The sequence below is a fragment of the Actinomadura rugatobispora genome, assembly GCF_055379765.1.
Genome location: NZ_AP029191.1, coordinates 4679295 through 4705150, shown reverse-complemented (window position 1 = coordinate 4705150; position 25856 = coordinate 4679295). Strand labels below are relative to the sequence as shown.

At 72.4% G+C, this 25856-nt stretch carries 24 protein-coding genes and 1 tRNA gene; 12 read left to right on the top strand and 13 right to left on the bottom strand.

All coding sequences use genetic code 11. From position 1 onward, the window contains the following. Nucleotides 1-220 precede the first annotated feature (220 nt). Nucleotides 221-303: transfer RNA gene (locus ACZ466_RS20780), tRNA-Leu, on the bottom strand. Nucleotides 304-431: 128 nt separating this feature from the next. Between ACZ466_RS20780 and ACZ466_RS20775 the strand changes: the two genes are divergently transcribed. The 7 genes from ACZ466_RS20775 (at nt 432) to pknB (ending at nt 10171) form a co-directional block, all read left to right on the top strand. Then, the gene (locus ACZ466_RS20775) at nt 432-1184 is read left to right on the top strand and encodes an FhaA domain-containing protein (RefSeq protein WP_378286495.1); all 753 of its coding nucleotides are present in this window, start codon (nt 432-434) and stop codon (nt 1182-1184) included. Nucleotides 1185-1195: 11 nt separating this feature from the next. Then, nucleotides 1196-1672, top strand: a complete 477-nt coding sequence (locus ACZ466_RS20770) for an FHA domain-containing protein FhaB/FipA (protein WP_378286497.1) — start codon at nt 1196-1198, stop codon at nt 1670-1672. After that, nucleotides 1669-3261, top strand: a complete 1593-nt coding sequence (locus ACZ466_RS20765) for a Stp1/IreP family PP2C-type Ser/Thr phosphatase (RefSeq protein WP_378286499.1) — start codon at nt 1669-1671, stop codon at nt 3259-3261. The genes ACZ466_RS20770 and ACZ466_RS20765 overlap by 4 nt, the downstream gene beginning before the upstream one ends. A gap of 4 nt (nt 3262-3265) precedes the next feature. Next, nucleotides 3266-4852, top strand: a complete 1587-nt coding sequence (locus tag ACZ466_RS20760) for an FtsW/RodA/SpoVE family cell cycle protein (protein WP_378286500.1) — start codon at nt 3266-3268, stop codon at nt 4850-4852. Nucleotides 4853-4981: 129 nt separating this feature from the next. Further along, nucleotides 4982-6457, top strand: coding sequence for a peptidoglycan D,D-transpeptidase FtsI family protein (locus tag ACZ466_RS20755; RefSeq protein WP_378286501.1), 1476 nt, complete (start codon nt 4982-4984; stop codon nt 6455-6457). Then, complete coding sequence (locus ACZ466_RS20750) at nt 6457-8343, top strand: serine/threonine-protein kinase (RefSeq protein ID WP_378286502.1); 1887 nt, start codon at nt 6457-6459, stop codon at nt 8341-8343. The genes ACZ466_RS20755 and ACZ466_RS20750 overlap by 1 nt, the downstream gene beginning before the upstream one ends. Nucleotides 8344-8365: 22 nt before the next feature. Continuing rightward, nucleotides 8366-10171, top strand: a complete 1806-nt coding sequence (pknB, locus tag ACZ466_RS20745) for a Stk1 family PASTA domain-containing Ser/Thr kinase (protein ID WP_378286503.1) — start codon at nt 8366-8368, stop codon at nt 10169-10171. A gap of 248 nt (nt 10172-10419) precedes the next feature. Here pknB and ACZ466_RS20740 read toward each other — a convergent pair whose 3' ends face one another. The 4 genes from ACZ466_RS20740 to ACZ466_RS20725 all read right to left on the bottom strand — a co-directional run bounded on the left by ACZ466_RS20740 (nt 10420) and on the right by ACZ466_RS20725 (nt 12767). Continuing rightward, nucleotides 10420-11040, bottom strand: a complete 621-nt coding sequence (locus ACZ466_RS20740; RefSeq protein WP_378286504.1) for an anthranilate synthase component II — start codon at nt 11038-11040, stop codon at nt 10420-10422. A gap of 8 nt (nt 11041-11048) precedes the next feature. Further along, complete coding sequence (locus ACZ466_RS20735; RefSeq protein ID WP_378286505.1) at nt 11049-11258, bottom strand: hypothetical protein; 210 nt, start codon at nt 11256-11258, stop codon at nt 11049-11051. Nucleotides 11259-11299: 41 nt separating this feature from the next. Further along, nucleotides 11300-11947, bottom strand: coding sequence for a class E sortase (locus ACZ466_RS20730; RefSeq protein WP_378286506.1), 648 nt, complete (start codon nt 11945-11947; stop codon nt 11300-11302). 73 nt (nt 11948-12020) lie between these two features. Further along, the gene (locus ACZ466_RS20725) at nt 12021-12767 is read right to left on the bottom strand and encodes a DUF881 domain-containing protein (protein ID WP_464043906.1); all 747 of its coding nucleotides are present in this window, start codon (nt 12765-12767) and stop codon (nt 12021-12023) included. Between the two features lie 80 nt (nt 12768-12847). On the opposite strand from ACZ466_RS20725, the gene ACZ466_RS20720 reads away from it, so the two are divergent. Continuing rightward, a complete protein-coding gene (locus tag ACZ466_RS20720; protein ID WP_378286563.1) occupies nt 12848-13105 on the top strand; it encodes a cell division protein CrgA in 258 nt (85 codons plus the stop codon). A 365-nt stretch (nt 13106-13470) separates the two neighbouring features. On the opposite strand, the gene ACZ466_RS20715 is transcribed toward ACZ466_RS20720, so the two are convergent. Beyond that, the gene (locus ACZ466_RS20715; RefSeq protein WP_378286508.1) at nt 13471-14373 is read right to left on the bottom strand and encodes a rhomboid family intramembrane serine protease; all 903 of its coding nucleotides are present in this window, start codon (nt 14371-14373) and stop codon (nt 13471-13473) included. A gap of 37 nt (nt 14374-14410) precedes the next feature. Further along, a complete protein-coding gene (locus tag ACZ466_RS20710; RefSeq protein WP_378286509.1) occupies nt 14411-14941 on the bottom strand; it encodes a peptidylprolyl isomerase in 531 nt (176 codons plus the stop codon). A 158-nt stretch (nt 14942-15099) separates the two neighbouring features. On the opposite strand from ACZ466_RS20710, the gene ACZ466_RS20705 reads away from it, so the two are divergent. Then, nucleotides 15100-15552 (top strand): hypothetical protein, encoded by a 453-nt coding sequence (locus ACZ466_RS20705; RefSeq protein WP_378286510.1) that lies wholly within the window; start codon nt 15100-15102, stop codon nt 15550-15552. A gap of 143 nt (nt 15553-15695) precedes the next feature. Next, nucleotides 15696-16460, top strand: coding sequence for an acyltransferase (locus ACZ466_RS20700; protein WP_378286511.1), 765 nt, complete (start codon nt 15696-15698; stop codon nt 16458-16460). A 588-nt stretch (nt 16461-17048) separates the two neighbouring features. On the opposite strand, the gene ACZ466_RS20695 is transcribed toward ACZ466_RS20700, so the two are convergent. Together ACZ466_RS20695 and ACZ466_RS20690 are read right to left on the bottom strand one after the other, a co-directional pair. After that, on the bottom strand, nt 17049-18560 hold the full coding sequence (locus tag ACZ466_RS20695; RefSeq protein WP_464043905.1) for a DEAD/DEAH box helicase: 1512 nt from the start codon (nt 18558-18560) through the stop codon (nt 17049-17051). Between the two features lie 382 nt (nt 18561-18942). After that, nucleotides 18943-19404: a rhodanese-like domain-containing protein gene (locus ACZ466_RS20690; protein ID WP_378286512.1), complete on the bottom strand. Its 462-nt coding sequence runs from the start codon at nt 19402-19404 to the stop codon at nt 18943-18945. A 71-nt stretch (nt 19405-19475) separates the two neighbouring features. Between ACZ466_RS20690 and ACZ466_RS20685 the strand changes: the two genes are divergently transcribed. Continuing rightward, nucleotides 19476-20480 carry a helix-turn-helix domain-containing protein gene (locus ACZ466_RS20685; protein ID WP_378286514.1) on the top strand — a complete coding sequence of 335 codons (1005 nt, stop codon included), beginning with the start codon at nt 19476-19478 and terminating at the stop codon, nt 20478-20480. Here the strand turns inward: ACZ466_RS20685 and ACZ466_RS20680 are convergent. The 3 genes from ACZ466_RS20680 to ACZ466_RS20670 form a co-directional block, all read right to left on the bottom strand. Then, on the bottom strand, nt 20413-21093 hold the full coding sequence (locus ACZ466_RS20680) for a hypothetical protein (RefSeq protein ID WP_378286515.1): 681 nt from the start codon (nt 21091-21093) through the stop codon (nt 20413-20415). The two genes, ACZ466_RS20685 and ACZ466_RS20680, sit on opposite strands and share 68 nt — an antisense overlap. Nucleotides 21094-21301: 208 nt before the next feature. Next, on the bottom strand, nt 21302-21922 hold the full coding sequence (locus ACZ466_RS20675; RefSeq protein WP_378286516.1) for a DUF1707 SHOCT-like domain-containing protein: 621 nt from the start codon (nt 21920-21922) through the stop codon (nt 21302-21304). Between the two features lie 44 nt (nt 21923-21966). Then, the gene (locus tag ACZ466_RS20670) at nt 21967-22968 is read right to left on the bottom strand and encodes an adenylate/guanylate cyclase domain-containing protein (RefSeq protein ID WP_378286517.1); all 1002 of its coding nucleotides are present in this window, start codon (nt 22966-22968) and stop codon (nt 21967-21969) included. Nucleotides 22969-23001: 33 nt separating this feature from the next. Here ACZ466_RS20670 and ACZ466_RS20665 point away from each other — a divergent pair, with 33 nt between their 5' ends. Next, nucleotides 23002-23832, top strand: a complete 831-nt coding sequence (locus ACZ466_RS20665) for a MerR family transcriptional regulator (RefSeq protein ID WP_378286518.1) — start codon at nt 23002-23004, stop codon at nt 23830-23832. A 15-nt stretch (nt 23833-23847) separates the two neighbouring features. Here the strand turns inward: ACZ466_RS20665 and ACZ466_RS20660 are convergent, their stop codons facing one another. Further along, nucleotides 23848-25773 carry a sigma factor gene (locus ACZ466_RS20660; protein WP_378286519.1) on the bottom strand — a complete coding sequence of 642 codons (1926 nt, stop codon included), beginning with the start codon at nt 25771-25773 and terminating at the stop codon, nt 23848-23850. Nucleotides 25774-25856: the final 83 nt, after the last annotated feature.

The window sequence follows — 25856 nt, the reverse complement described above, 5'->3', positions numbered from 1 at the left end:
GGCCCCGAACAATGCGATCAAGACCAACTGCCGCAGCCCCGCACCATTCCGGGGGTTCCAGGGGGTCGCCCCCCTGGGCGAACACGGCGAGGAGGAGCGGTCCGCGCTCTGCCGCGACCCCGCACCATTCCGGGGGTTCCAGGGGGTCGCCCCCCTGGGCGAACAAGACGAGGAGGAGCGGTCCGCGCTTTCCGCGGACACACTCCCCTTATCCTCCGAGTGGGCGAGGAGGGATTTGAACCCTCACGTCCTTGCGGACACACGGACCTGAACCGTGCGCGTCTGCCGTTCCGCCACCCGCCCGGGTGAGCGTCCCCTTGTCGGGGTGCTCGAAAAGGCTAGCACGGTCGTGGGAGTGGTTAGGTATCCAGATACTCCGAGCGAACCTTCGCACCGATACGATCGTCTACCAGTGGGGAAGGGAGGTGCCCGTGGGCGTCATTCAGCGCTTCGAGCGACGGCTCGAGGGCATGGTCGAAGGAGCCTTCGCCCGGGCCTTCAAGTCGGAGCTGCAGCCGGTCGAGGTGGCCAGTGCTGTGCAGCGCGAGATGGATGACCGGGCCGCGATCGTGGCACAGGGGAGGACCCTGGTGCCGAACGACTTCGTCGTCGAGATCTCCCAGCAGGATGGGGAGAGGCTGCAGGTGTACGCCGACAGCCTGAGCCAGGAGCTGGCGAACTTGGCGCGGGAGTACGCGAAGGAGCAGGGGTACTCCTTCGTGGGGCCGGTGCGTGTACGTTTCGAGAACGCCGGCGATCTGGCCACGGGCATGTTCCGTATCCGGTCCGGGGTGATCCGGGGCTCGACGGTCGAGGGCGGGGAGATCCGCAGACCGGTCAGTGACGTCCCGCAGGGGCGGGGCGGGGTGTTCGGCGGCCATCCGCGGCTGCTGGTCACCACGGCGGTGGAGGGGGGCGACGCCACCCAGCGCACCTATGAGATCAATACGCCGGTCACGCTGCTCGGCCGCGGTACGGACTGCGACCTGCGGCTTGTCGACCCGGGCGTATCCCGGCATCATGCCGAGATCCGTGTAGAAGGTCCCGAAATCGCTCTCGTCGATCTAGGGTCGACCAACGGCTCCTTCGTGAACGGTCAGCCGATCAGGCGGGTCACGCTCGTCGACGGCTCCCGCGTCACGATGGGCCGGACGACACTCGTGTTCCGCCGCGACAGGGAGTAACCCCGACTCCGATGACCCCACTCACCCTCACGCTCATCAAGCTGGCGTTCCTGGCGGTGCTCTGGCTCTTCGTCATCGCGGCCGTCGGCGTGATCAGGGCTGACATGTTCAGTTCGAAGGCCGCCGAGCGGGCGGCCCGGCCGCGTCCCGCGAAGGCGGCGAAACAGCCCAAGGCGCAGCGGACGCCGCAGCGCAACGTCCCGACCAAGCTGGTGGTGGTCCAGGGCGAGCGCACGGGGACCGTCATCGACCTCACGGGGGCCCCCATCACGGTCGGGCGGGCGAATGACTCCACGCTCGTCGTGACAGACGACTACGCTTCGACCCGGCATGCCCGACTTTTCGCGCAGGACGGTCAGTGGATCGTGGAAGATCTCGGCTCGACCAACGGGACGTTTCTGGGTCGTACCAAGGTGTCCCGCCCCATGCCGGTGCCTCCGGGGGTGCCGGTCCGTATCGGTAAGACCGTGATCGAGCTTCGCAAATGACTCTGGGAATCCGCTACGCCGCGCGCTCCGACGTCGGCATGCTGCGCGAGGGCAACGAGGACTCGGCGTACGCGGGGGCGCACCTGCTCGCGGTGGCCGACGGGATGGGCGGCCATGTCGGCGGCGAGATCGCCAGCGCGGCGGCGATCTCGGAGCTGCGGAAGCTGGACAAGGACCTGCCCGCGCCGGAGCTGCTGGCCGCGCTGGAGCACACGGTCAAGGCGGCCAACGACAACCTGCACCGGATCGTGGAGTCGGATCCGGCGCTGCAGGGCATGGGCACGACGCTGACGGCGATGCTGTGGGCGGGCAACCAGGTCGCGCTGGTGCACATCGGCGATTCCCGGGCGTACCTGCTGCGGGACGGCAGCCTGTTCCAGATCACCCACGACCACACGCTGGTGCAGTCGCTGGTGGACGAGGGGCGGATCAGCCCGGACGAGGCGGCCTCGCATCCGCAGCGGTCGCTGCTGCTGCGGGCGCTGGACGGGCGCGGCGAGGTCGATCCGGACCTGTCGCTGCGAGAGGCGAAGGTCGGCGACCGCTACCTGCTGTGCTCGGACGGCCTGTCCGGTGTGGTGACGGCCGAGACGATCTTCCAGGTGCTGACCGATGTGGACGATCCCGAGCAGGCCGTCCGGCAGCTGATCGATCTGGCGAACCGCGGCGGCGGCCCGGACAACATCACCTGCGTGGTCGCGGACGTGGTGGACCTGGGGCAGGCGCCGCCGGCGGCGGGTCCCGGGCACGCGGTGGGCGCGGCGGCGAACGCCCGCCCGCCGGAGGCCCCCGGTAATCCGGGCAATCCCGGTCCGCCTCCGCCGACGACGCCCGACACGCCGGCGGGGCGCGCGGCGCAGTTGCGCGACACGATGCCGCAGCCGCCGGTGGTGGTGGACGAGATGCCCGCCCCGGCTCCGGCGCCGATGCCGATGGGCGAGCCGCGGTCCGCTCCGCCGCAGGCCGGGCCGATGGCGCCGCCTCCGGCGGGCCGCCCGCGCGGCGGGGCCCGCAGGTGGGCGTGGCTGATCGGCGCGGCGGGGCTGGTGGTGGTCGGGGTGGCCGCGGTCGGGTTCGTGGCGCTGCAGAACGTCAAGGGCGGCTACTACATCGGCCAGGAGGGCGGCCAGGTCGTGCTGTTCCGCGGCACGACGCAGAAGGTGCCCGGGTTCGACCTGTCCCGGAAGGCCGACGCCAAGGACCAGCCCAATCCGCCGATCATGGTGGCGGATCTTCCGCAGGACAAGCAGCAGCAGGTGAAGGACACCTACTCGGTGAACGGCCCGGCCGGTGTCGAGGAGCTGCGGAAGATGGTCTGCAAGTACGTGCTCACCGACGAGGGCGGCAAGGTGGTCATCGTCAAGGGCCGCGGCCAGCAGGACTGCCAGCAGGCCAAGGTGAAGAACAGCGAGATCCCGCTGAGCGACCTGCCGGAGAGCGACGCCACCGCGGTGAAGCAGGGGAAGCGCGCCTACCCCGGGCTCGCGGCGGCGGAGGCCGAGCTGAACCGGCTGAACGGGCGGCGGGCCGAGTGCAAGTCGAACCGTCCGGCGATTCCGGACTGCCCGGCGTCCGGCGGGGGTGGATGAGTCGATGAGCTCGATCGGGGAGCAGATCCGGGCCCAGTTGCCGTACCAGCGCCGCAACGCGGCGTCGCTGATCCTGCTGATCTTCGCGATGGTGCTGACGCTGTCGGCGTTCGCGGAGGTGGGGCTGGCCCGTGACGGGAACATCCCGGCGGGCCTGTTCGGTTACGGCGGCGGCCTGGCCGTGCTGGCCTTCGCCGCGTACTTCGTGCAGATGAGGTTCGCGCCGTACGCCGATCCGCTGCTGCTGCCGCTGTCGGTGGCGCTGAACGGCATCGGGCTGGCGATGATCTACCGGCTCGACCTGGACACCAGCAAGGACAAGCTGGACGCGGTCGCGGCGGGGCAGAAGCTGGCCGAGGACGAGGCGTCCGCGTCCGGGCAGCTGATGTGGACGTTCGTGGGCATCGCGATGTTCGTCGCCGCGGTGATGATCATGCGGGACACCGACAAGACGGACGCGCCGCTGTCGTTCACGCCCAAGACCGCGCAGCGCTACACGTACCTGATCGGGCTGACCGCGATCATCCTGCTGCTGCTGCCGATCGTGCCGGGGCTGGGCGGCGAGGTGAACGGCGCCCGGGTGTGGATCTTCATCGGGCCGTTCTCGGTGCAGCCGGGCGAGTTCGCCAAGCTGCTGCTGGTCGCGTTCTTCGCGGGCTATCTGGTCAACAAGCGGCAGGCGATGTCGCTGATCGGCAAGAAGATCGGCCCGATGAGCCTGCCCCGGGCCCGCGACCTGGGCCCGATCGTGGTCATCTGGATCTTCTGCCTCGGCGTGCTGTTCATCCAGAAGGACCTGGGGACGGCGCTGCTGTACTTCGGCCTGTTCGTGTCGATGCTCTACATCGCCACGCAGCGGGTCTCGTGGGTGATGATCGGTGTGGGGCTGCTGGCGGTCGGCATCTTCGTCGCCACGCTGCTGCCGTTCATGGGGCACGTGAACCAGCGGATCGACATCTGGCAGAACCCCAAGCCGTACTTCGACGGCGGGTGCCTGCTGGAGGACGGCCGGGTCATCCCGGTCAACCCCGACACCGAGATCTACAAGAAGGAGCAGGCGGCGGGCAGCGCCGGGCCCGGGTTCACCGCGTGCGCGAAGATGGGCGGCGAGTACTCCGACAGCGGGCAGCTGATGAAGGGCCTGTACGCCCTCGGCCAGGGCGGGGTGCTCGGCACCGGCCTCGGCCAGGGCGAACCCTGGCGCACGCCGCTGTCGTTCAGCGACTTCATATTCGACTCGCTCGGTGAGGAACTGGGGCTCACCGGGCTGATGGTGCTGCTGCTGATATACGCGTTGATCGTGCAACGCGGTATGAAGACGGCCGTCGCGGCGCGGGACCCGTTCCTGAAGCTGTTCGCGGGCGGTGTGTCGTTCGTCCTGGCGCTCCAGGTGTTCGTCATCGTCGGAGGTGTCACCAAGCTGATCCCCCTCACGGGTCTGACGACGCCGTTCCTGTCCCAGGGCGGTTCCTCCCTCATGGCCAACTGGATCCTCATCGCGATCCTGGTGCGGATGAGCCACGACGCGCGCAAGCCCGCGCCGCAGGCCATCCAGGACGAGGGCATGACGCAGATCGTGAGTGTGAGGTGAGCTCGTCCCGATGACCATCGAGCACGCGCGGAGACGGACGGGCGGGCACGCTCCGGGTGGTTCCGGGGGGTCCGCGGCTGGCGGGGCAGGGTTGCGCGGGGGCGCCGAGCGCGAGCGGAGCGAGGCAACATGAACATGGACAAGCCGCTGCGGCGGGTCGCGATCTTCGCGCTGCTGCTGTTCTTCGGCCTGATGGCCCAGGTCAACTACGTCCAGGGCAGCCAGGCGGAGAGCCTGCAGAACGACGACAAGAACTCCCGGCAGTACGCCGAGGTGTTCAACAACCCGCGCGGGCAGATCACCGCGGGCGGGCAGGTGCTGGCCCAGTCGCAGGAGACGGGCAAGGACAACCCCAAGTACGGGCGTACCTACAAGGACGGTCTGATCTTCTCCCCGGCGACCGGTTTCTTCAACGGCGGCGCGTCCAAGGTGGAGATGGCCTACAACTCGCTGCTGGGCGGCAAGGACAAGCGGATCACCCAGCAGCGCTGGTTCGACACCTTCATCGGCAAGCCGGCCGAGGGCGCGAACGTCGAGCTGACGATCAACCCGCGGGCGCAGCAGGTCGCGTACTCGCGGCTGAAGGGCAGCACGTCCCGCCGCGCGGGCGCGGCCGTGATCGACATCAAGACCGGCGCGATCGTGGTGCTGGCGTCGTTCCCGTCGTTCGACCCGAACGAGGTGGCGCCGCAGCAGGGCCTCAAGGGCGGCCGGCGGCTGGAGCAGCTGGAGAACCAGCCCGGCGTGCTCAAGCCGCTGATCGACAACGCGATGAGCCAGACGTTCCCGCCGGGGTCGTCGTTCAAGACGGTGACGGCGGCGATCGCGATGGAGCAGCAGAACCTCAGCAGCGGCAGCGTCGTGCCGACCGGCCAGCTGGTCCTGCCCGAGTCGGGCCGGCCGCTGCCGAACTCGCACGACACCGGCAACTGCGCCGGGTCGGCGTCGCTGCGGGGCGCGTTCGCCGAGTCGTGCAACACCACCTTCGGCAAGATGGCCATGGACATGGGCATCGAGAGGCTGAACCAGGGCGCCAGCAAGTTCGGGTTCAACAAGAGGCTGGAGCTGGAGCCCGACCTGTTCGCGGCCGAGAGCGACGTCCCGGTGTCGGTCCGCAACGCGCAGACCGGCGAGACCATCCAGACCGGCAAGGACGGCACGGCCCGTTCCGGCATCGGCCAGGAGAACGTGCGGGCGACGCCGCTGCAGATGGCGATGACGGCCGCGGCCGTGGCCGACGGCGGCAAGATCATGCACCCGTACCTGGTGCAGAAGGTCCGGGCCAAGGACCAGAGCGAGCTGTACAGCGCCAACCCCAAGGAGTACTCGCAGGCGATGAAGGAGGGCACGGCCGAGCAGCTCGAGGACATGATGCGGGCCGTGGTCACCGAGGGCACCGCCAAGAACGCGGCGGCGTTCAACATCGCCGGCAAGACCGGCACCGCCGAGCAGGGGCCCGGCAACCCCAACGCCCGCTGGTTCGTCGGGTTCTCCCCGATGCAGAAGCCGCGGTACGCCTTCGCCGTGGTGACCGAGGGTTCGGGCAGCGGCGGTGAGGCGGCGGTGCCCGTGGCCGGGGCCATCATGCAGGCGGTGCTGCGGTAGTGGGTCATGACCTCGTCCTGAACGACCGGTACCGGCTGGTGGAGCGGCTGGCGACCGGCGGGATGGGCGAGGTCTGGCGGGCCGCCGACGAGGCGCTGGCCCGCGAGGTCGCGGTGAAGCTGCTGCGGCACGAGCTGATGTCGGACGTGTCGGCGTGCGAGCGGTTCCGCGCCGAGGGCCGGTTCGCGGCGTCGCTGCGGCACGGCGGGATCGCCCGGGTGTACGACGTGGGCACGGTCCGCGACGAGGAGCTCGGCGAGGGCCGCGCCTACCTGGTGATGGAGCTGGTGCGCGGCGAGCCGCTGGCGGAGATCATCGCGCGGGCGGGGGCGCTGCCGGCGGAGGCGGTGCTGGACGTGGTCGCCCAGGCCGGGCGGGCGCTGGCCGCCGCCCACGCCGCGGGGATCGTGCACCGCGACATCAAGCCGGCCAACCTGATGGTGACCGTGGACGGCACCGTCAAGATCACCGATTTCGGCATCGCGCGGCAGCTGGCGGCGGCGTCGCAGACCCAGACCGGGATGGTCATGGGCACCGCGTACTACATCGCGCCCGAGCAGGCGTCCGGGCAGGGGGTGACGCCGGCGGCCGACCTGTACTCGCTGGGCGTGGTGGCGTTCGAGTGCCTGGCCGGGCGGGTGCCGTTCGACGCGGCGACGCCGGTCGAGGTGGCGCTGCAGCATGTGCGGGACGCGCCGCCGCCGCTTCCGGAGCGGGTTCCGGTGCGGCTCCGGGAGCTGGTGGACGAGCTGCTGGCCAAGCGTCCGGCGGACCGTCCGGCGGACGCGGACGAGGTGGCCGACCGGGCGCTGGTGATCCGCGACGCCGCCGGGCTCTCGTCACCGGGGCTGAGCCGCTGGACGCGCTTCCCGGGAGGGCCCGGCAAGGCGCCTCCCGGCACGCCGCCGGGGCAGGTCTCGGGTGGGCCGGTCGCGGGATCCGGCGATCCGATCGCGGACACCCCGGACGGCCCGGACGCTCCGGGCCGTGCCGACGGCCGGGGCAGAACCACGGGACGGGTCGCCGGCCCGGCCGTTCCGGGTGAGGGCGGTCAGGCGGGGCCGGTCGGCGGGCCTGACGGCTTCGGGACGGGTTCTTTTTCCTTGCCCGCCGGTGAGGCGTGGCTGCCCGGCGGCAGGCCCGTACAGCGGGCGCGCGCGGAAGGGCACGCGGAAGGATGGACGGCGGCGGGCGGGCCCCCGCACGAGCCGTACGACTTCTTCGGAGCGAGCGGCGCCCACACCACCGCACAGGGCCCCCAGCACACCCCCGCACAGAGCAGCGGCCGGTACACCCCCGTACAGGAAGGCCCGTACGCCCCTGGAGCGAGCAGTTCGCACACCCCCCGGACAGGCGGCCTCCGCGCCCCTGGTACGTTTCCTCACCGGCCGGGTTTGCCGGAATTTGACGATGACCACACTCCGGATAGCCTCGGCCAAGGGCGAACGGCCGCGCGACGGCGCACGGCACTGACCTACGCCTCGGTCACCGCCGGGAGCCTGTTGCTCGGCGTCATCGTGGTGGGCACAATGTGGCGGGGGTTCGGTACGGCCGAGCCCCAACGGGAGAACCAGGAGAGGCTCCCGGCCGTACAACCGGGCGAGGGCGACCCCGCCCGGCATCTCCCGGCCGACCCGGCGACCCGCCTGCACGAACGCCGCGGCCAGGAGAGCAAGCCCTCCCCGTCCCGCGACCGACGTACGTCAACGCCCCGGTATCCACGCGCGTCCCCTTCACAGAAGCCAACCAGGAAACCGCCCCGGGCGACTTCCACCGCCCCAGATCCAACACCGCGACCGACGGACAGCACCACGACTCCGTCAACTCCGAGCCCGGATCCCTCACCTACCGAGAGCGGGGAGCTAGGTTCGGAGGACAAGGTGTAGAGGTACGAGGGAAAGTACACATATGAGCCAACCTCGGCTGCTCGGCGGTCGCTACGAGCTCGATACCGTCATCGGGCGCGGCGGCATGGCCGAGGTCTACCGTGCCAGAGACCTGCGCCTCGATCGCGTGGTCGCGGTCAAGACCCTGCGGTCGGACATGGCGCGCGACCCGACGTTCCAGGCCCGTTTCCGGCGGGAGGCGCAGTCCGCGGCCTCGCTCAACCACCCCTCGGTCATCGCCGTGTACGACACCGGCGAGGACGTCATCGGCGACACCCCGATCCCCTACATCGTCATGGAGTACGTCGACGGCAGCACGCTGCGCGACCTGCTCCGCGAGAACCGCGCGCTGCTGCCCGAGAAGGCCCTGGAGATCACCGACGGGATCCTGCGGGCGCTGGACTACAGCCACCGCGGCGGCATCGTGCACCGTGACATCAAGCCCGCCAACGTGATGCTGACCCGCGGCCACGAGGTCAAGGTCATGGACTTCGGCATCGCCCGGGCCATGGCCGACTCGGCGGCCACGATGACGCAGACCGCGCAGGTGATCGGCACGGCCCAGTACCTGTCGCCGGAGCAGGCCCGCGGGGAGCGGGTGGACGCGCGCAGCGACATCTACTCCACCGGCTGCGTGCTGTACGAGCTGCTGACGGGCAGGCCGCCGTTCACCGGCGACTCGCCGGTCGCGATCGCCTACCAGCACGTCCGGGAGGAGCCGGTCCCGCCGTCGCAGGTGGATCCGGACATCCCGCACTGGGCGGACGCCATGGTGCTGAAGGCGATGGCGAAGGACGCCGACCACCGCTACCAGAACGCCAACGAGTTCCGGCAGGAGATCCAGCGGGTCCTGCAGGGGCAGCCGGTGTCGTCCACGGCGGCCTCGACGATGCTGATGGGCGCGCAGCCGCAGGGCACCCAGGTGATGGGGGCCGTTCCGGGCGGCGGTCCGGCCCGCACGCAGGTGCAGCGGCCGGGCGGGCACACCGGCTACGACCTGCCGCCCGTCCACTACGACGACCGGCATCCCGAGCGCGCCGGCGCCGGCAAGAAGGTGGCGCTGTGGCTGGCGCTGGCCGCGGTGTTCATCGGCGGCGCGGGGCTGATCGGCTGGGCGGTGACGCGCGACGGCGAGCCCGACACGGTGGCGGTGCCGAGCGCGATCGTGAACGTGTCGCAGGCCGACGCCAAGGCCCAGCTGGTGAAGGCCGGCCTGGAGGTAGGCGAGGTCAAGGAAGACTGGAACAGCGAGGTCAAGAAGGACCACGTCATCAGCACCACACCGGCGCCCGGGGCGAACGTGGAGAAGGGCTCGGCGGTCAGCCTGGTGGTCTCCAAGGGCAGGAGGCCGCCCGCGCTGGTCGAGGTCCCCGACGTCGCGAACAAGCCGTACGTCGTGGCCAAGCAGCTGCTGGAGAGCAAGGGCTTCGACATCGAGCGGAAGATCGCCACGAACGACTCGGTGCCGCGCAACAGCGTGATCCGCAGCGACCCCGGCGGGGGCCAGCGGGTGCCCAAGGGCGAGACGGTCACGCTCTACGTCTCGGCGGGGCCGAGCAACATCAAGGTGCCCAACCTGTTCAACGCCAGCCAGCGGTCGGCGTGCGGCCAGCTGGCGCAGCTCGGGCTGAAGTGCAAGACGGTCGTCGAGCCCGCGCCGCCGGACAAGCAGGTGGCGCCGGGGCAGGTGTTCGCGCACGAGCCCGGCCCGGACGCGACCGTGGCGCCGGGTGACACGATCACCATCCATGTCGCGGCGCGGCCGTCGCCGTCGCCGTCGGAGCCGGGGCCGTCGATCCCGGTCCCGGGGAACGGGGGCGACGAGTGAGGGCCGTCCGGCCGTCCTGAGCCCGTTCTGAACCGGTCCTGAACGCGGACACGGGCCCCGCTCCTCCAGTGCGGAGGGGCGGGGCCCGTGGCGTTGGCAGGCGATCTCCGATGCGGTGAGCCCGGAGAAAAGGAGAGAGCTTCCGCCACTCGGGGGCAATGGCGGAAGCTCTCATCTTGAACTTCGGAGGATGGCGCCTGGATGTTACGGGTTTCTCCGACTTTTTTCTGATTCGACCGGAGACCGGGTCACGGAGGGCCGGGCCGTGCGGCGGATCCGCAGGTCCGGAGCCAGTTTCCGAGGAGGCGGTGGCCCTGCTCGGACAGCACGGACTCGGGGTGGAACTGGACGCCCTCCACCGGCCGGGCGCGGTGGCGCAGGCCCATCACCACCCCGTCCGGGGTGCGGGCGGTGACCTCCAGCGCCCGCCCGGCGGCGGTGGCGGGCGCGATCGTCTCCGGGGCGACGGCGAGGGAGTGGTAGCGCGTCGCGGCGAACGGGTCCGGCAGCCCCTCGAAGACGCCGCGCCCGTCGTGGTGGACGGGACTGGTGTAGCCGTGGACGAGTTCGGGGGCGCGGGCCACGGTCGCCCCGTGCACGTGCGCGATCACCTGGTGGCCGAGGCAGACGCCGAGGAGGGGCAGGCGGTGCCGTTCGGCGTGCCGGACGAGGTCGAGGCAGATCCCGGCGTCGGCCGGGTGGCCGGGGCCGGGGCTCAGCAGCACCCCGTCCACGCCGTCCGCGTCGCCGAGGGCGGCGTGCGACCGGTCGAGCACACGGCAGTCGGCGCCCAGCTCGCGCAGGTACTGGACGATGTTGAAGACGAAGCTGTCGTGGTTGTCCACGACCAGGACGCGGGGTGCGGGCACGGCGGCGCTCAGGGGCGTCCGGTGGTGGTGGCCGGGGCGGGGCCGGGGGAGGCGGGCGCGCCGTGCTCGACGACGCCCCGGTCGAACTGGATCTTGGGTTCCACCCAGGGGAACACCGCGAACCAGAGGACGAGGCAGACGGCCAGGACGAGCCCGAGCGCGACGGCGGTCTTGGTCTGCCACCGGCCGGGCAGGTGCCGCCAGATCCAGGCGTACATCGCTGCTCGCTCCTTCTCCTTTCCCGTGCGGGGCGGCCGGGCTAGCGGCCGCCCTGGGCGGACGCCACCGGCGCGGCCCGGCGCATCTCCGACACCAGCTCACCGAAGATGATCATCCGCTCGGCGGCGGAGTACTTCGGATGGCAGGTGGTGAGCGTGATCAGTTTCTTGGTCGGCCGCTCCTTGGGACGGCCCGGGACGGGCGCGGTGACCTCCACCGCGGTCGGCTTGACGATCCGGCGCCCGGTCACGTGGTAGACGAACTGGCGGTCGCGGGTGTCGATGAGGATCCGGTCGCCCTTGCGCAGCTCGCCGGCGCGGTTGAAGGGCGCCGAGTAGGTGGTGCGGTGCCCGGAGACGACGAAGTTGCCGACCTGCCCGGGCAGCGCGCTGCCGGGGTAGTGGCCGGGCCCCTTGCGCAGGTCGGACTGCTTGACGCCCTCGACGATCACGTACCGGAACTTCGCGCCGAACCGCGGGATGCGGATCATCGCCAGGCCCTCGCCCAGCTTGACCTGCTCCCGGGTGACCTGCGCGGCCCGCCAGGAGTCCATGAGCTCCCGGCCGAGCCGGTCCTGCTGGCCCTGGGTGTAGCGGCCGGTGCCCCACAGCTGGTAGGTCACGAACAGCAGCACGATCAGCCCCGCGGTGATGCACAGCTCGCCCAGCCCACGGATGATCACCCGCACCGCGCATCCCCTTCCGCCGCCCGGCCCGTCCCGGCCGTCCCGTTCGGTCCCGTTCGGTCCCGTTCGGTCCCGGTCAGTTCCGGCCCGGATCGGACGGCACCGTCGCATGCCGCATCGTCACGTTCCCGGTGTACGCGGGCAGCGCCGCGTGCCGCGCGGTGCGCACCGCGTAGCCCAGGCCGTACTCGCGCACATACCTTTTATAGATCTTTACCTCGGGGGAGGCGTCCAGCGCGGCGCGCAGCCGGGCGGGATCGCCGACGGCCGTGATCCGGAACGGCGGCGAGTACACGACCCCCTGGAGGATGAGGGTATTGCCCACGCAGCGCACGGCGCTCGTCGAGATCACCCGCTGGTCCATGATCTGCATCCCGAGCGCTCCGCCCGCCCACAGGGCGTTCACGACGCCCTGGACGTCCGATTCGTGCACGACGAGGTCGTCGGGACCGGCCCCGCGGGGGTAGTCTCCGGTGTGCGGGGCGTCGTCCAGGGTGACGCGCACTCCGGGGCCCGTCAGCGGGGCGAAGCCGGAGCGCGCGGCCAGCCGGTCGGCGCGGGCCCGGGCGTCCTCGACACGGGCGTCGTCGCGGCCCGCGAGACGGGACAGGGCGTCGACCTCGTGCCGCAGCCGCCGGTAGTCGGTGCGGGCCTGGCGGGTGCGGCGCTGCTCGGCGCCGATCAGTTCGGTGATGCGGGTGCGCCCGTCCTCGCGCAGGTCGGTGCCGCGGGACGTGCTCGCGCCGGCCGCGAACAAGGTTCCCGCAAGAAGCGTGAGGGCTGGGATGATGCTTCCCCACGCTGGACGTCGTACGCTGCTCACCAGCGACTACGCTAACCGACAATCCACACATGTGCGGTCCGGCGCTCCGGCCGCCGCCGCCCGAGGAGATCGAAGCCACCGTGGCCAAGTCCAAAGTGCGCAAGAAGGCCGTCTACACTCCGCCGCAGAAGTCCCAGGCGCCGCAGGTCAGCCCGCGCTGGCTGGTCCCGACGATGATCGGCCTGTGGTTGGTCGGCCTGGCCTGGATCGCCACGTTCTACGTGACGGCCAGCACCGGGACCAACGTGCCGTTCATGAGCGATCTGGGCAACTGGAACCTCGGGATCGGCTTCACCGCGATCATTCTGGGCGTCGTGCTGTCCACACGCTGGCGCTGATCGGGTGAACGGCGGCTGGACGGGACGGGGCGTCCCGGGTGCCCGGACCGGTCCCCGGGGTGTCGGACGGCGCCCGGCGGCCGCGGGTACCCGCTTTCCGGCCGGCTAATCCACGATTGTTATCCACAGGCTGGGGATGAGTGCACACGTTATCCCCAGGTTTTCCACAGGTGCGCGGGCCGTGCCGCCCGGGGTGTGGGGTAGCGCCCGGATCGCGCCCTGAGCGCGGAGGGGGCGTGCCGTCGCGCTCTCACGCGACGGCACGCCCCCTGCAGCCCGCTTGTAGCCCGGAGACCGCCGGCCCCTGCCCGTGATCAGGGCGGCCGTGGCGCCGGAGGCATTCCGGTCGGCCGCGGGGCCGCCGGTCAGGACACGCCCGACATCAGCTCGGACGTCTTCACCAGCACCAGCGCCACGAGCAGCACCAGCACGGCCGCGGACGCCGCGACGTGCACCAGTTGCCGCCGGGCCTTCGGCGCGTACGCGTACGCCACGGCCAGCACCGCCCCGGTGGCCAGCCCGCCGATGTGCCCCTCCCAGGAGATGCTCGGCACCGCGAACGTGATCACCAGGTTGAGCACCAGCAGGAACACGATCGGCCCGACCTGCCCGCCCAGCTTCCGGCCGATGACGAAGTACGCCGCGAACAGGCCGAAGATGGCCCCCGAGGCGCCCACCGCCGCGTCGAACGGATCGACCAGGTAGAGCAGCACCGAGCCGCCCAGCCCCGACAGCATGTAGAGCGCCAGGAAGCGCCAGCGCCCCAGCAGCTGCTCCAGCTGCGGGCCGATCGCCCACAGCGCCCACATGTTGAACAGGATGTGGGTGAGGCCGAACCCTCCGCTCTGCGGCGGCTGGTGCAGGAACATCGAGGTGAGCAGGCGGTACCACTCGCCCTCGGCCACCCCGACCAGCGTCCCGCCCTGCATCGCGCCCAGGCCGAGCATCATGAACTCGCGCACGACCTGCTCGGAGGCCACCTCGCCCAGGTAGGCCAGGACGCACAGGCCGATGAGGGTGTAGGTCACCACCGGCGTCTGCGACCCGGAGGCGCGCGCGCCGAGCACCGTGCGCGCCTGGCGGACGCCCTTCTGGCCCTCCGCCACGCACTCCACGCACTGGTGTCCCACCGCCGCGTCCCGCATGCACTCCGGGCAGATGTAGCGATCGCACCGGGTGCAGCGGACGTAGGTCTCCCGGCCCGGGTGCCGGTAGCAGGACGGCACCGGGGTGTCGGGCCCGGGGGCGGGACTGGGATCTGTGCTCATGCGGCGCTCCGTCGGACTTGCGGGGTCTCTCTCAGTATTACGACTGGCGCCGCTCGATCGTCACCGACTCGATGACGACATCGTTCACGGGACGGTCGCCCCGGCCCTTCTGCACGGCCGAGATCGCGTCCACCACGTTGGTGCCCTCGATCACCTTGCCGAAGATGGTGTGCCGGCCGGTGAGGTGCGCGGTGGCCGCGACGTTGGTGGTGATGAAGAACTGCGAGCCGTTGGTGCCGGGCCCGGCGTTGGCCATGGCCAGCAGGTACGGCCGGTCGAACTTCAGGTCCGGGTGGAACTCGTCCTGGAACTCGTAGCCCGGGCCGCCGGTGCCGCGGCCGATCGGGTCGCCGCCCTGGATCATGAAGTTGTCGATGACCCGGTGGAAGATCGTCCCGTTGTAGAGCGGCTCCTGCTTCTTCTCGCCGGTGGCCGGGTGGGTCCAGACCCGGGTGCCCTCCGCCAGGGAGACGAAGTTGTCCACCGTGATCGGGGTCTTGTCCGGGTAGAGCTGCACGACGATCTTGCCGTGGTTGGTGTTGAGCGTCGCAAAGAGTTGTTCAGCCACTGCTGGCCGCCCTCCTCGTCGTCGAATGTGCGCCGTCTCCGGCATGTCTCCCGCACCACCGAGGGTGTTCGTGTGGTAACGCTCCCGATGTTTACCTCCCGCTCGCCGGGAAGGCTGCTGTGCAGGACCTCGCAAACAGGGAGGTTAGCGTGTCCCTAATGATGAGTATCCGCCGGAAGCCGCACGAGGAGGCCCTGACCAGGCTGGGCCGTATGCAGGCGGCGTGCCGCCAGGGCGCGTCGGGCGCGGCCGGGCGGGTCGGGCCGGCGGCGCGGAGCACCCGTGACGTGGCCGCCGGACGTGTTCTGGTCGCCCGCGGCTGGAGTGCGCCGAGATTGCGCAAGGCCGGCACCTACGTCGAGACCGAGCTGGGCCCGCGGATGGGGGCGATGCTGTCGAACGCCGCCCGCCGCGTGGAACCGCCGCATCCCGTCCGCAAGGGCAGGAACGTCGCGATGACGATGGTGGCGGCAGCCTCCGCCGTGGGGCTGGCCGGGGCGCTGCTGACACGACGCAGTGGTGCCCAGGAGCCGGCCGGCCAGGAGTCCGGGCGGTCGTCGGCCACGACGACGGCTCCGGCCGACGCCGACGGCCAGGTACGGACGCCGTAGCCACTGGCGTGAGGGAGGGTCCGGCCGCACGGCCGGGCCTTCTCCCTGTTCGGGACCCTGAAGGGGATTCCGGTCGGGTTCGTTGTTGGTTGTCGGTAATGGGGCGGTTATCCGGCTTGCCTACCAACCGGTACGGTAACGCCATGTCGCCGAAGACCAGCTCGATACGGCAGCGCTTGGCCGCACAGGCCCGCCGTGGCCTGCACTCCGCCGCGCACCGCGGCTGGGAGTGGATCCAGCGGCACGGCGAGATCACCCCCCAGACGCACGGCCGCCGCAGGTTCGCCCACCTGGGCGAGGGCGCCTGCATCGGCTTCCCGGTAGGCGCCATCTACGGCGAGCCGTGGATCTCCATCGGCGACCACACGCTCGTCGGCACGCACTGCACCATCTCCGCCGGGTTCGTGCCCGGCCTGGACCTCGGACCCGACGTCATCATCCGGATCGGCCGCTCCTGCTCACTCGGCCGGGGCACGCACGTCGTGGGCCACCAGTCGATCGAGATCGGCGACGACGTCTTCACCGGCCCCAACGTCTACATCACCGACCAGAACCACTCCTACGGCGACCCCGGCACCCCGATCGGGCGGCAGTGGCCGGAGAACAACCCGGTGGTGATCGGCGACGGCTGCTGGATCGGCACCGGCGCGATCATCCTGCCGGGCACCCGGCTGGGCCGGAACGTGGCGGTCGCGGGCGGCGCCGTCGTCCGCGGCGAGTTCCCCGACCACGCCGTCATCGGCGGCGTCCCGGCCAAGGTGCTGCGCAGCTACGACGCCGAGCTCGGCTGGCAGCCGCCGCTGCGCAACGAGACGATCGTCTCCCTGGAGGAGCTCGCCAAGCTGTCGGAGGACGGCCTCCAGGACCTCCAGATCCTCCAGGACAAACTCCGCGAAGAAGCAGGCTGAGGCAGGCGGGCAGCGACCCTCGCACGGCCCGGCTGACACCAAGGCCGGACTCGAACCCGCCCAGCCCCCGAACCAGGTGGCCGGCTGCGGCGAGCACCGGAGTCGCGGTCGGACGCCGGGGCGGATCGAGGTGGACGAGCCGTACCTTGCGCGCCGGGTCGGGGCGGGCGCGCGGTCGCGGTGAGCACCGGGGGCGTGGTTGGGCGTTGAGCCGGGGCGGATTGAGGTGGATGAGCCGTACCTTGCGCGCCGGGCTGGCGCGGGTCGGGTCGGGCGCGGTCGCTGTGAGCACCGGGGGCGTGGTTGGGCGTTAAGCCGGGCTGAGGTGGGCGACGCGCAGCTCTGCCCAGGCCGGACTCCGGGCCTGGAAGGGCCTGTCTCGTCGTGGCTCGGGTACCGCCCGAGCGCGTTACCTGGCCGGTGAGGCGACGCCGAAGGCGAACCTCACCGGCCAGATCGCGAAGCGATGCCGCGCTTGCCAAAGGCCCGGTTAGGGGCGAGCCGCCAGGCGAGTCCCGTAGGCCGGGACTTCGAAAACACAGCCGCCAGGCGAGCGCCGTAGGCCGGGACTTTGAGACACAGCGTGGGTCAGCTGTAGCGGGCCGGGCTGCGGTCGGTGCCGTCGCGGCGCTTGCCGCCGCCGCCACCGCCGCCGTACGAGCCGCCGCGCCTGCCGCCGTGCGGTCCGCCGCCGCCGCGGCGCTCGCCGTACGGGGCGCCACCGCGGCGCTCGCCGCCGTGACCGCCCTCGTGGCGGCCGCCGTACGAGCCTTCCCGCCGGTTGCCGTACGAGGAGCCGTCGCCGCCGGCGTCGTCGCGGCGCGGGGCGCGTCCGCCGCCGTCCTGACGGTCGTACGAGCGCGGCCCGCGCCCGCCGAAGCCGCGTCCGCCGCCGCCCCGCCGGCCACCGCCCGGACGGCCGCCACGGCCGTTCTCGCGGCGCGGGCGGTCGGGGATGATCGGGCCCTCGATCGGCACGCCGGACGGGGTCCGCGCGCCGGTGAGGCGGATCAGCTCGTCGTCGCCGACCGCGACCCGGGTGCGGGGCGCGTTGATGCCGGCGCGGCGGGTCATGGCGGAGGTGGAGCGGACCTGGTGCGGCAGCACCAGCGTCACGACGGTGCCGCGCTCGCCCGCGCGCGCCGTACGGCCCGCGCGGTGCATGTAGTCCTTGTGGTCGGCGGGCGGGTCGACGTGCATGACCAGGGTGACGTCGTCGACGTGGATGCCGCGGGCGGCGACGTCGGTGGCGACCAGCACGCTGATGGAGCCCTCACGGAACTCGGCCAGCGTGCGGGTGCGCAGCCCCTGGCTCTTGCCGCCGTGCAGCCCGGCCGCGCGCACGCCGACCTGGACGAGCTGCTTGGCCAGCCGGTCGACGCCGTGCTTGGTGCGGGCGAACAGGATCGTCCGGCCCTCGCGGTTGGCGATCTCGGCGGTGATGGCGCCCTTCTCCTTGGGCGCCACCAGCAGCAGGTGGTGCTCCATGGTGTCGACCGACTCGTCGACCGGGCCGATCGCGTGCGTGACCGGGTCGTTCAGGTACCGCTTCACCAGGACGTCGACGTCGCGGTCCAGGGTCGCGGAGAACAGCAGCCGCTGCCCGCCGGGACGGGCCTGGTCGAGGATGTCGGTGACGTCGGGCAGGAAGCCCATGTCGGCCATGTGGTCGGCCTCGTCCAGCACCGCGATCTCGATGTCGGACAGGTCGCAGGCGCCCTGCCGCATCAGGTCCTTGAGCCGCCCGGGGGTGGCGACCAGCACCTCGACGCCGCGGCGCAGCGCGTCGATCTGCTTGAACATCGAGGTCTGCCCGATGACGGTCTTGAAGTGCAGGCCGAGGGCGCGGCCGAGCGGCTCCAGGTTCTGCTGGACCTGCTGGGCGAGCTCCCGGGTCGGGACGAGGATCAGGCCGAGGGGGCGCCTGGGCGCCGCGCGGCGGCCGGCCAGGCGGGCCAGCAGGGGGAGCCCGAAGGCGAGGGTCTTGCCGGACCCGGTCTTGCCGCGGCCGAGGACGTCGCGTCCGGCCATGACGTCCGGGATCGCGGCGGCCTGGATCGGGAACGGCGACTCGATGCCCTGGCGCGCGAGCGCGGTCACGAGGGAGTGGGGGAGCCCCAGCTCGGCGAACGTCGGGACGGCTTCGGCGGCGTCCTCGACGGCGGCGGCGGGAGCGGGTGCCGCGGCGGCGGCGGGGGGGGAGGTTCTCCGAGGGGAGGTCGGTCGCGGGCAGGGAACTACCAGCAGGCACAGAGGTCACGCATTACCTTCCGAGAGGGGGGCACGTCTCGGGAGGCACCGCGAAGAGATCTGGAGAGATCCGTGGCCTGCAAGGACGAGCCTGACGCGTTCGGCGTCGAGAGTGATTGCCTCAGTCTAACGTTGCCGACGTACCTGCTTATGCCCGTGTCCCGGTGGTCAAACCTGAAATACCCGAGTCTCCCACGTCTCAGCGCCCCCGCTGGTGATCCACATCACCTGGTCAGCACGCGCAGGCGACGCCCGGGGCGGGCGCGGTGAGCGGGTCGGGGGAACGGTGCACGGGCCTTCCGTCGCCGGTCTCGACGGGGTGTCCCTCGCGGGCCCAGTACTCGAATCCGCCGAGCATCTCCTTGACCGGGTGGCCGAGCCGGGCGAACTCCAGCGCCGCCCTTGTGGCCCCGTTGCAGCCGGGTCCCCAGCAGTAGACGACCACGGTGGCGCCCGGCGGCACCACGGCGGCGGCCCGTCCGGCGATCTCGGCGGTCGGCAGGTGGACGGCGCCCGCGACGTGCCCCTGCTCCCAGCCCGCCGCGCCGCGCGAGTCCACGACCACGAGGCCGGGGGCGCCGCTCGCGAGGTCGGCGGCGACGTCGGCGGCGTCGGTCTCGAACGCGAGCCGGGCGGAGAAGTGGGCGATGGCCTCGGCCGGGGCGGCGGCGGGCGTCCGTGTCGTCGCTGTCATGCCCTGATCGTCCCGTTGTAGGGGTGAGTGCCGGAAGTGGCGTGAACGCCGACCATCGCTAGCATCACGCCATGCCCTTCGACCTCCCCCTCCGCGACGGCGGCGCGGGACGGCGCCACACGGTGTCGGTCCTCGCCTTCGACGGCATGGCCCCGTTCGAGCTCGGCTCGGTCGTGGAGGTGTTCGGCCTGCCCCGGCCCGAACTCGGCGTGCCGTCCTGGTACGACCTGCGCGTCTGCTCGCTCGAACGCGGCCCGATGCGGGCGGTCGGCGGCTTCACCGTGACCGCCGGGCATGACCTGGACGACTTCGCCGCCGCCGACACCGTCATGGTGGTGGCCGTGCCGGACGTGCGCGGCGACGTGCCGGAGCCGGTCCTGGACGCGCTGCGCGCCGCCCACGGCCGCGGCGCCCGCGTCGTGTCGATCTGCTCGGGCGCGTTCGCGCTCGCCGCCGCCGGGCTGCTGGACGGCCGCGAGGCCACCACCCACTGGCGTTACGCCGACCTGCTGCGCCTCCGCCACCCGCGCGTCCGGGTGAACCCCGGCGTCCTGTACGTGGACGGCGACGACGTGCTCACCGGCGCGGGCAGCGCCGCCGGGCTCGACCTGTGCCTGCACCTGGTGCGCAAGGACCACGGCGCCCGGGTCGCCAACGCGGTGGCGCGGCGGCTGGTCGTCCCGCCGCACCGGGACGGCGGGCAGGCGCAGTTCGTGGAGGCCGCCGTCCCGGAGCCGGACGCCGACGACCCGGTGGCGCGCAGCATGGCGTGGGCGCTGGAGCATCTCGCCGAGCCGATCACCGTCGCGGAGCTGGCCCGGCGGGCCCGGCTGGCGCCGCGCACGTTCATCCGGCACTTCGCGCGGCAGACCGGGACCAGCCCGCTGCGCTGGGTGATCCACCAGCGGGTGCTCGCCAGTCTGCCGCTGCTGGAGGAGGGGACCGTGCCGGTCGAACGGGTCGGGGCGCTGGTCGGCTTCGAGAGCCCGGCCACCTTCCGCCGCCACTTCACCCGGGCGATGAGGACCTCGCCGTCGGCGTACCGGCGGACGTTCCGGACGGCCCTCGCCTCCTAGCCGTCCCGTCGATGGAGGCCATCCCCAGCCAGATGAGCGCGGCCGCGACCGGCAGCAGGTCGAGCTCGACGGTGATGGCCAGGAAGCCGAAGGCGATCAGCGCCAACGACCACCACGACACGCGCTGCGGGCGTCCCAGGGCGAGGTGCAGGAGGAGGGCGAACAGGCCGAGCTCGAAGAACAGCGGGCCGATGTCGTAGAGCAACTTGGGCAGTACGTCGGGGGCGTCGGCGTACAGCCGGGCCAGCGCGCGCTTCTCGGTGGCGTCGGCGGCGCGCAGCCCGACGACGATGTCGACGACGGCGACGCGGACGAAGGTCAGCAGCCCGGCGAGCCCGACGACGGCCGCGACCGCCGCGGCCGCCCGCCCGGCCCGTCCACCGGTGGGCACGGTGCGGTACAGGCCGGCGATGACCACTCCGAGCAGGAGCAGCGCGGCCAGGAAGAAGACGTGCCCGACGGTCCAGGCCAAGCCCGGGCCGTACTGCCCGTCGCGCCCGTCGAAGACGCGGACGACGCCGTACACCAGCATGCAGGCCGGCGCGGCATGGAAGGCGAAACGGGTCGGCGTTTCGAGGGGGCCGACGCGGCGGCCTGGAAGTGCGGTGTCCACGGACGTCTCTCCTGGGGGCCGATGAGATGCCCTGATCCTCCCGGCGGGCGACGCGGACGGGGATCGCCGCCGGGAGCGGTTCCCGATCTCCCCCGCACGTCTCGCATTGGCCCGCCGGTCTCCCTCAAAGGAGTGATGACCTGCGGATTCGCTGAGCTTGTCGGGCCTGGCGGGACAATACGGTCAGCCCCAGTGACGCCGCGCCCTCTCAGGGGGCCGGGGTCTGGACGGTCACGCCGCCCAGGAGTGAGAACACCCGTATCCGGAGGGTGGGCGCGTCCGGCGCAGCGTCTCCGCGACCTTCGTCCTGCCCGCCGGCGAAGAGGGCTGGGAGGCCGAGCAGGCTGCGCCCTTCCAGGATCACGCGCACGCCGCGCGGCACGCAGACCGTCACCTGGCCGAGCAGGGAGACCTTGGTCAGGGTGACCTCGGGCGCCGCCAGTTCGGCGTTCCGGAGGTCGAGGTGGGTGCCGCCGATGACGGTCAGGGAGACCAGGTGCCGGTCCATGTGCCAGTGCCCGTGCCGGCGCAGCCCGCCCACGGGCGCCACGTGCCACTCGGTGCGGACCTCCGGCGTCTCGGGGGCTCCGGGGTCGGCGGCGGGGATGTCGTCGACGAGCCGGTCCAGTTCGGCGCGCGTCCGGACGAGCTCCGCCTCGTGCAGCCGCTCGCTGTACTCCGCCAGGCTCAGCAGCCCCTCGCCGCAGGCCCGGTTGAGGCGGGTGACGACGGCGTGCCGCTCCGCCTCCGAGACGTCCCCGCGGTTGCCGCCTTTGGCGCGGTCCAGGCGGGTCGGGTGCGCCGGGGCCTTCTCCCAGTTGTCGGCCATGCCCGCATCCGTACCCCCGAAGACCAAGATCGACCGGACGGGGCTCAGGTGGTGCGGGGGCGGCGGAGGAGGCGCGGCCGGACGCGTCCCAGCCCCTGGAGGGGCCGGGGGCGCAGGGAGGAGATGTCGTACGCGCCGGACGGCAGCGCGGCGGCGAGGTCGCCGTCGGCCAGGACCGTGCCGGGGTACGCGGTGGCGGTGAGCCGTGCGGCCATGTTGACCGGGGTGCCGAAGACGTCCCCCAGGCGGAGGACCACCTCGCCGTAGGCCATCCCGACCCGGACGCGCGGGAAGCCGGGGTCGTCCTCGCAGCGCCCGGCGACGCCGAGACCGATCTCGGCGGCCGCGGCGGGGTCGTCGGCGACGAACAGGACCTCGTCTCCGAGCGTCTTGATGATCCGGCCGCCGTGCTCGGCGACGATCTCGGTGACGGTGGTCTCGAAGCGTTCCACGAACTCGGCGAGCTCGCCGCCCTCCATCCGCCGGCTCATCCGGGTGAAGGACACGATGTCGGCGAAGCCGGTCGCGAGCCGGGCGACGCCCGCGGCCGGGTCGGCGGTCGCGGTGGCGGTGGCGCCGGCGGCGCGCAGGCCCGCGGCGGCCAGCTGGCGGCGCCAGCCGTGCATCAGCAGCCGCTCGAACGCGGGCCGCAACTCCTCGGTGGCCTCCAGGGCGGCGATGACGGCCTCCTCGGTGACCGGCTCGTCCGGCGGGAGCCGTTCGCTGAACCGCTGCAGCCAGACGTCGCCCAGCCAGCTGGCGAGCCGTCCCATGGTCTGCCCGACCGCGCGGGACAGCCGCAGCACCATGTCCTCGTCCACCAGGTCGTGCGCGAGCAGTTCCTTGATCTCGCGGAGCGCGAGCAGGTCGCCCTCGGTGAAGGCGACCTCGTCGTCGGGCGGGACGGGGAAGCCGAGCGCCCGCCAGATGGCGCGGGCCTGCTCCTCGGGGATCCCGGAACGCTCTTCGACCTGCTCGCGGGTGTAACGCGTCGGACCGCCGAGGAGCTTCTCCTCGATATCCTGGGCCTCCTGGGGACCCGCCATGACCACCTCTATGTGTCATCGATCGATGTCACAATGGTGGCGCGTAAGATCAAGGCGGTCAAGGAATCCGAGACCGGCGGGCGGGGCATGGCCGAGTACCGAATCGACGAGTTGGCCCAGGCGGCGGGCGGCACCGTCCGCAACATCCGGGCCTACCAGGACCGGGGGCTGCTGCCCCCACCGCGCCTGGAGGGCCGGGTCGGCATCTACGACGACTCCCATCTGGCCCGGCTGCGCCTGATCGGCAAGCTGCTCGGCCGCGGCTACACCTTCGCGATCATCAAGGACCTGCTGTCGGCCTGGGAGACCGGCAAGGACGTCGGCGAGGTCCTGGGCCTGGAGAAGGTGCTCACCGATCCGTGGTCGGACGAGATCCCCGGCACCACCACGCTGGAGGAGCTGCGGTCCGCCTTCGGGCCCGACCTGGACCCCGCCGAGATCGCCCGGATGCTCGACCGCACCGTCCGGCTCGGCCTGGTCGAGCCCGCCGGCGGCGACCACTACCGGGTGCCGAGCCCGCGGCTGCTGCACGTGGGCGCCGAACTGGTCGCCGCCGGGATCCCGCTGGAGTCGGTGCTCGACATCGCCGAGCAGATCCGCGACGACTGCGACGTGATCGCCGGCCGGTTCGTCAACCTGGTGCGCGAGCACGTCTTCCAGCGCGACACCGACGAGTCCGTGCCGGGCGGCGACGACGTCGCGGAGATCGCGGCGATGGTGCGGCGGATGCGGCCGCTGGTGAAGATGGTCGTCGACCCGTTCATCGCCCGCGCCATGGAGACCCGCGTGCAGGCCGCCCTCGGCACCCAGCTGGAGGAGATCCGCGACCACATGGCCGCGGCCGCGGACGCCTCCCGGAGCTGAGCACCCGGGGCGGGGTCAGAGCAGGGACGCGCCCCAGACGACCGTGACCTGGCGCGAGTCGCCGGTCGTGGGGTCGATGAACGTGACCGTCGCCTCGCCCGGCAGGTTGATCAGCCCGGTGCTCAGCGTGATCGTGAGATCGGCGGTCCCGTCCCGATCCAGGTCGCCGCGCGGCTGCGACACGCTCACCTGCTCGGACGACGACACCGCGTTCCACTCCACCGGACCGCGCAGCGCGCTCACCCGCACGCTCCCCGTCTTGGTGCCGTACAGCTCCACCTTCGCCGGGCTGACCGCGAGCGTGCCCGGCCTGGGCGGCGCGGGCGGGGCCGGCACCGTCGGCGACGGCCGCGGTGTCTCCCGCTCGTTGGATTGCGGGTTCAGCGGCGGCCGGGCACCCGGCGCGGACGGCGCCTGCGCCTGCGGGGGACGCCGCTGGTCGCGTTCGTGGCCCTGCGCCCCCGGCGACTGCTCGGTGATGGACGGCTGCGGGCGGGTGTGGAACGGCGGCCAGTAGATCGTCGGGTTGCCCAGCCCCGGACCCATCATCAGCGCGGCCAGCACCGCCGTCACCAGAGCCCCGGCCATGCCGCCGCCCGCGAACAGCCACCGCTTGGTGAACGGCGACGGCATGTCCGGCTGGCTCGGCAGTCCCGCCGGGGTCAGCCCGCCGCCGCGGGCCGCGATGTCGGCCCGGTAGCCGGCCAGCTCGGGATCGGTGGCGGTGTGGACGACCCGGTGCCGCAGCGCGGCGGGCAGCACGGGCGAGGGCGCCAGCGCGAGCAGCGCGGCCGGGTAGACGGCGGCGCGGCGGTCGCAGTCGTCGCACGCGTGGTCGTCGAACGCCGCGCCGCCCGGGGGCTGCTGAGTGCGCCGCCCGGCCGCGCGCTTCGCCCCGCCGGGGCCGCCGCTGGACGGCGCGTTCCCACGCTGGGGCGGACGGCGCGAGGGCGGCGCGGAACGGCGCGCGCGGCCGGGCAGGACGCCCGCGGCGGTCCGCCGCGAGGCCGGGCCGCGGCGCCGTTCGGATCGCTCCTGCGCGGCTTGGCCGTCTTCGTCGTCGCCCTCGGTGTCGTCCGGCTCGGGGACGGGCGGCTTCTTCGCGGCCGCTCCGCCGACAACGGTGCTCGCCTGCTCGTCCTCCGCGCGGCCCTGCACGGACTCGGTACGGGCGAGCAGCTCCGCCTCCGCGTCCGCGACCTCCACGGCCGGCGGGGTGCGCCGTTCGGCGACGCAGCGTTCGGTCAGCAGCATCAGCTCGGTCTCGTACGCGGACTCCAGCGCGGACCGGGAGCGTGCCACGCGCGCGGCGGCGCGGCGCGAGGAGATGCCCAGCACGATGCCGATCTCGGAGGGGAGCAGCCCGTGCCGCACGGCCAGCAGCAGCGCCTCCTGGTCGCCCGGATCCAGGCGGCCCAGCGACGCGTCCAGGAGCCTGCGCAGCTCGGCGGACGGCGGCAGCTCCGGTTCCTCGGCCGCGGGAATCTCCGTCCGCGCGGACCCGCCGTCCTCCTTCGGCCTGCGGCGGGGCAGCGGCGGGCCGCCCGGACGGCGGCCCAGCCCCCTCGCGTTCCCGCCCGCGCCGGCCCGGGCCGGCTCCGCGGCCATCAGCGCGGGCGGCTCACCGAACTCGACATCGGGCTCCCAGAACAGCGCCCGCGGCCGGCCCCGCAGGACGCACCGGCGGCGGGCCGCCCCGTACAGCCAGGACCGCAGGTGCACGTGGTCGCGCATCCGCGGCGCGCGGCGGCAGGCGTCGATGAACGTGTCGTGCACGATGTCCGCCGCGATCTTGTATTCGCCGGACAGGGACAAAACGTAGTCGTACAGGCGCTCAGCGTACCCGTCGTAGAGAGCGGCCAGCGCGCCATCGTCGCCTTCGTTCAGCCTGTGGACCAACCGTCGGTCGGCCGCGGTGTCGAAGGAGGACCACCTGGGCATTCGCGCTCCCGGCACCGGCATGTGGGAGACCCGCCCTCGCGGGGCCGTCTGGGTATTCGGCCCACCCTGCATACACCCGTCTG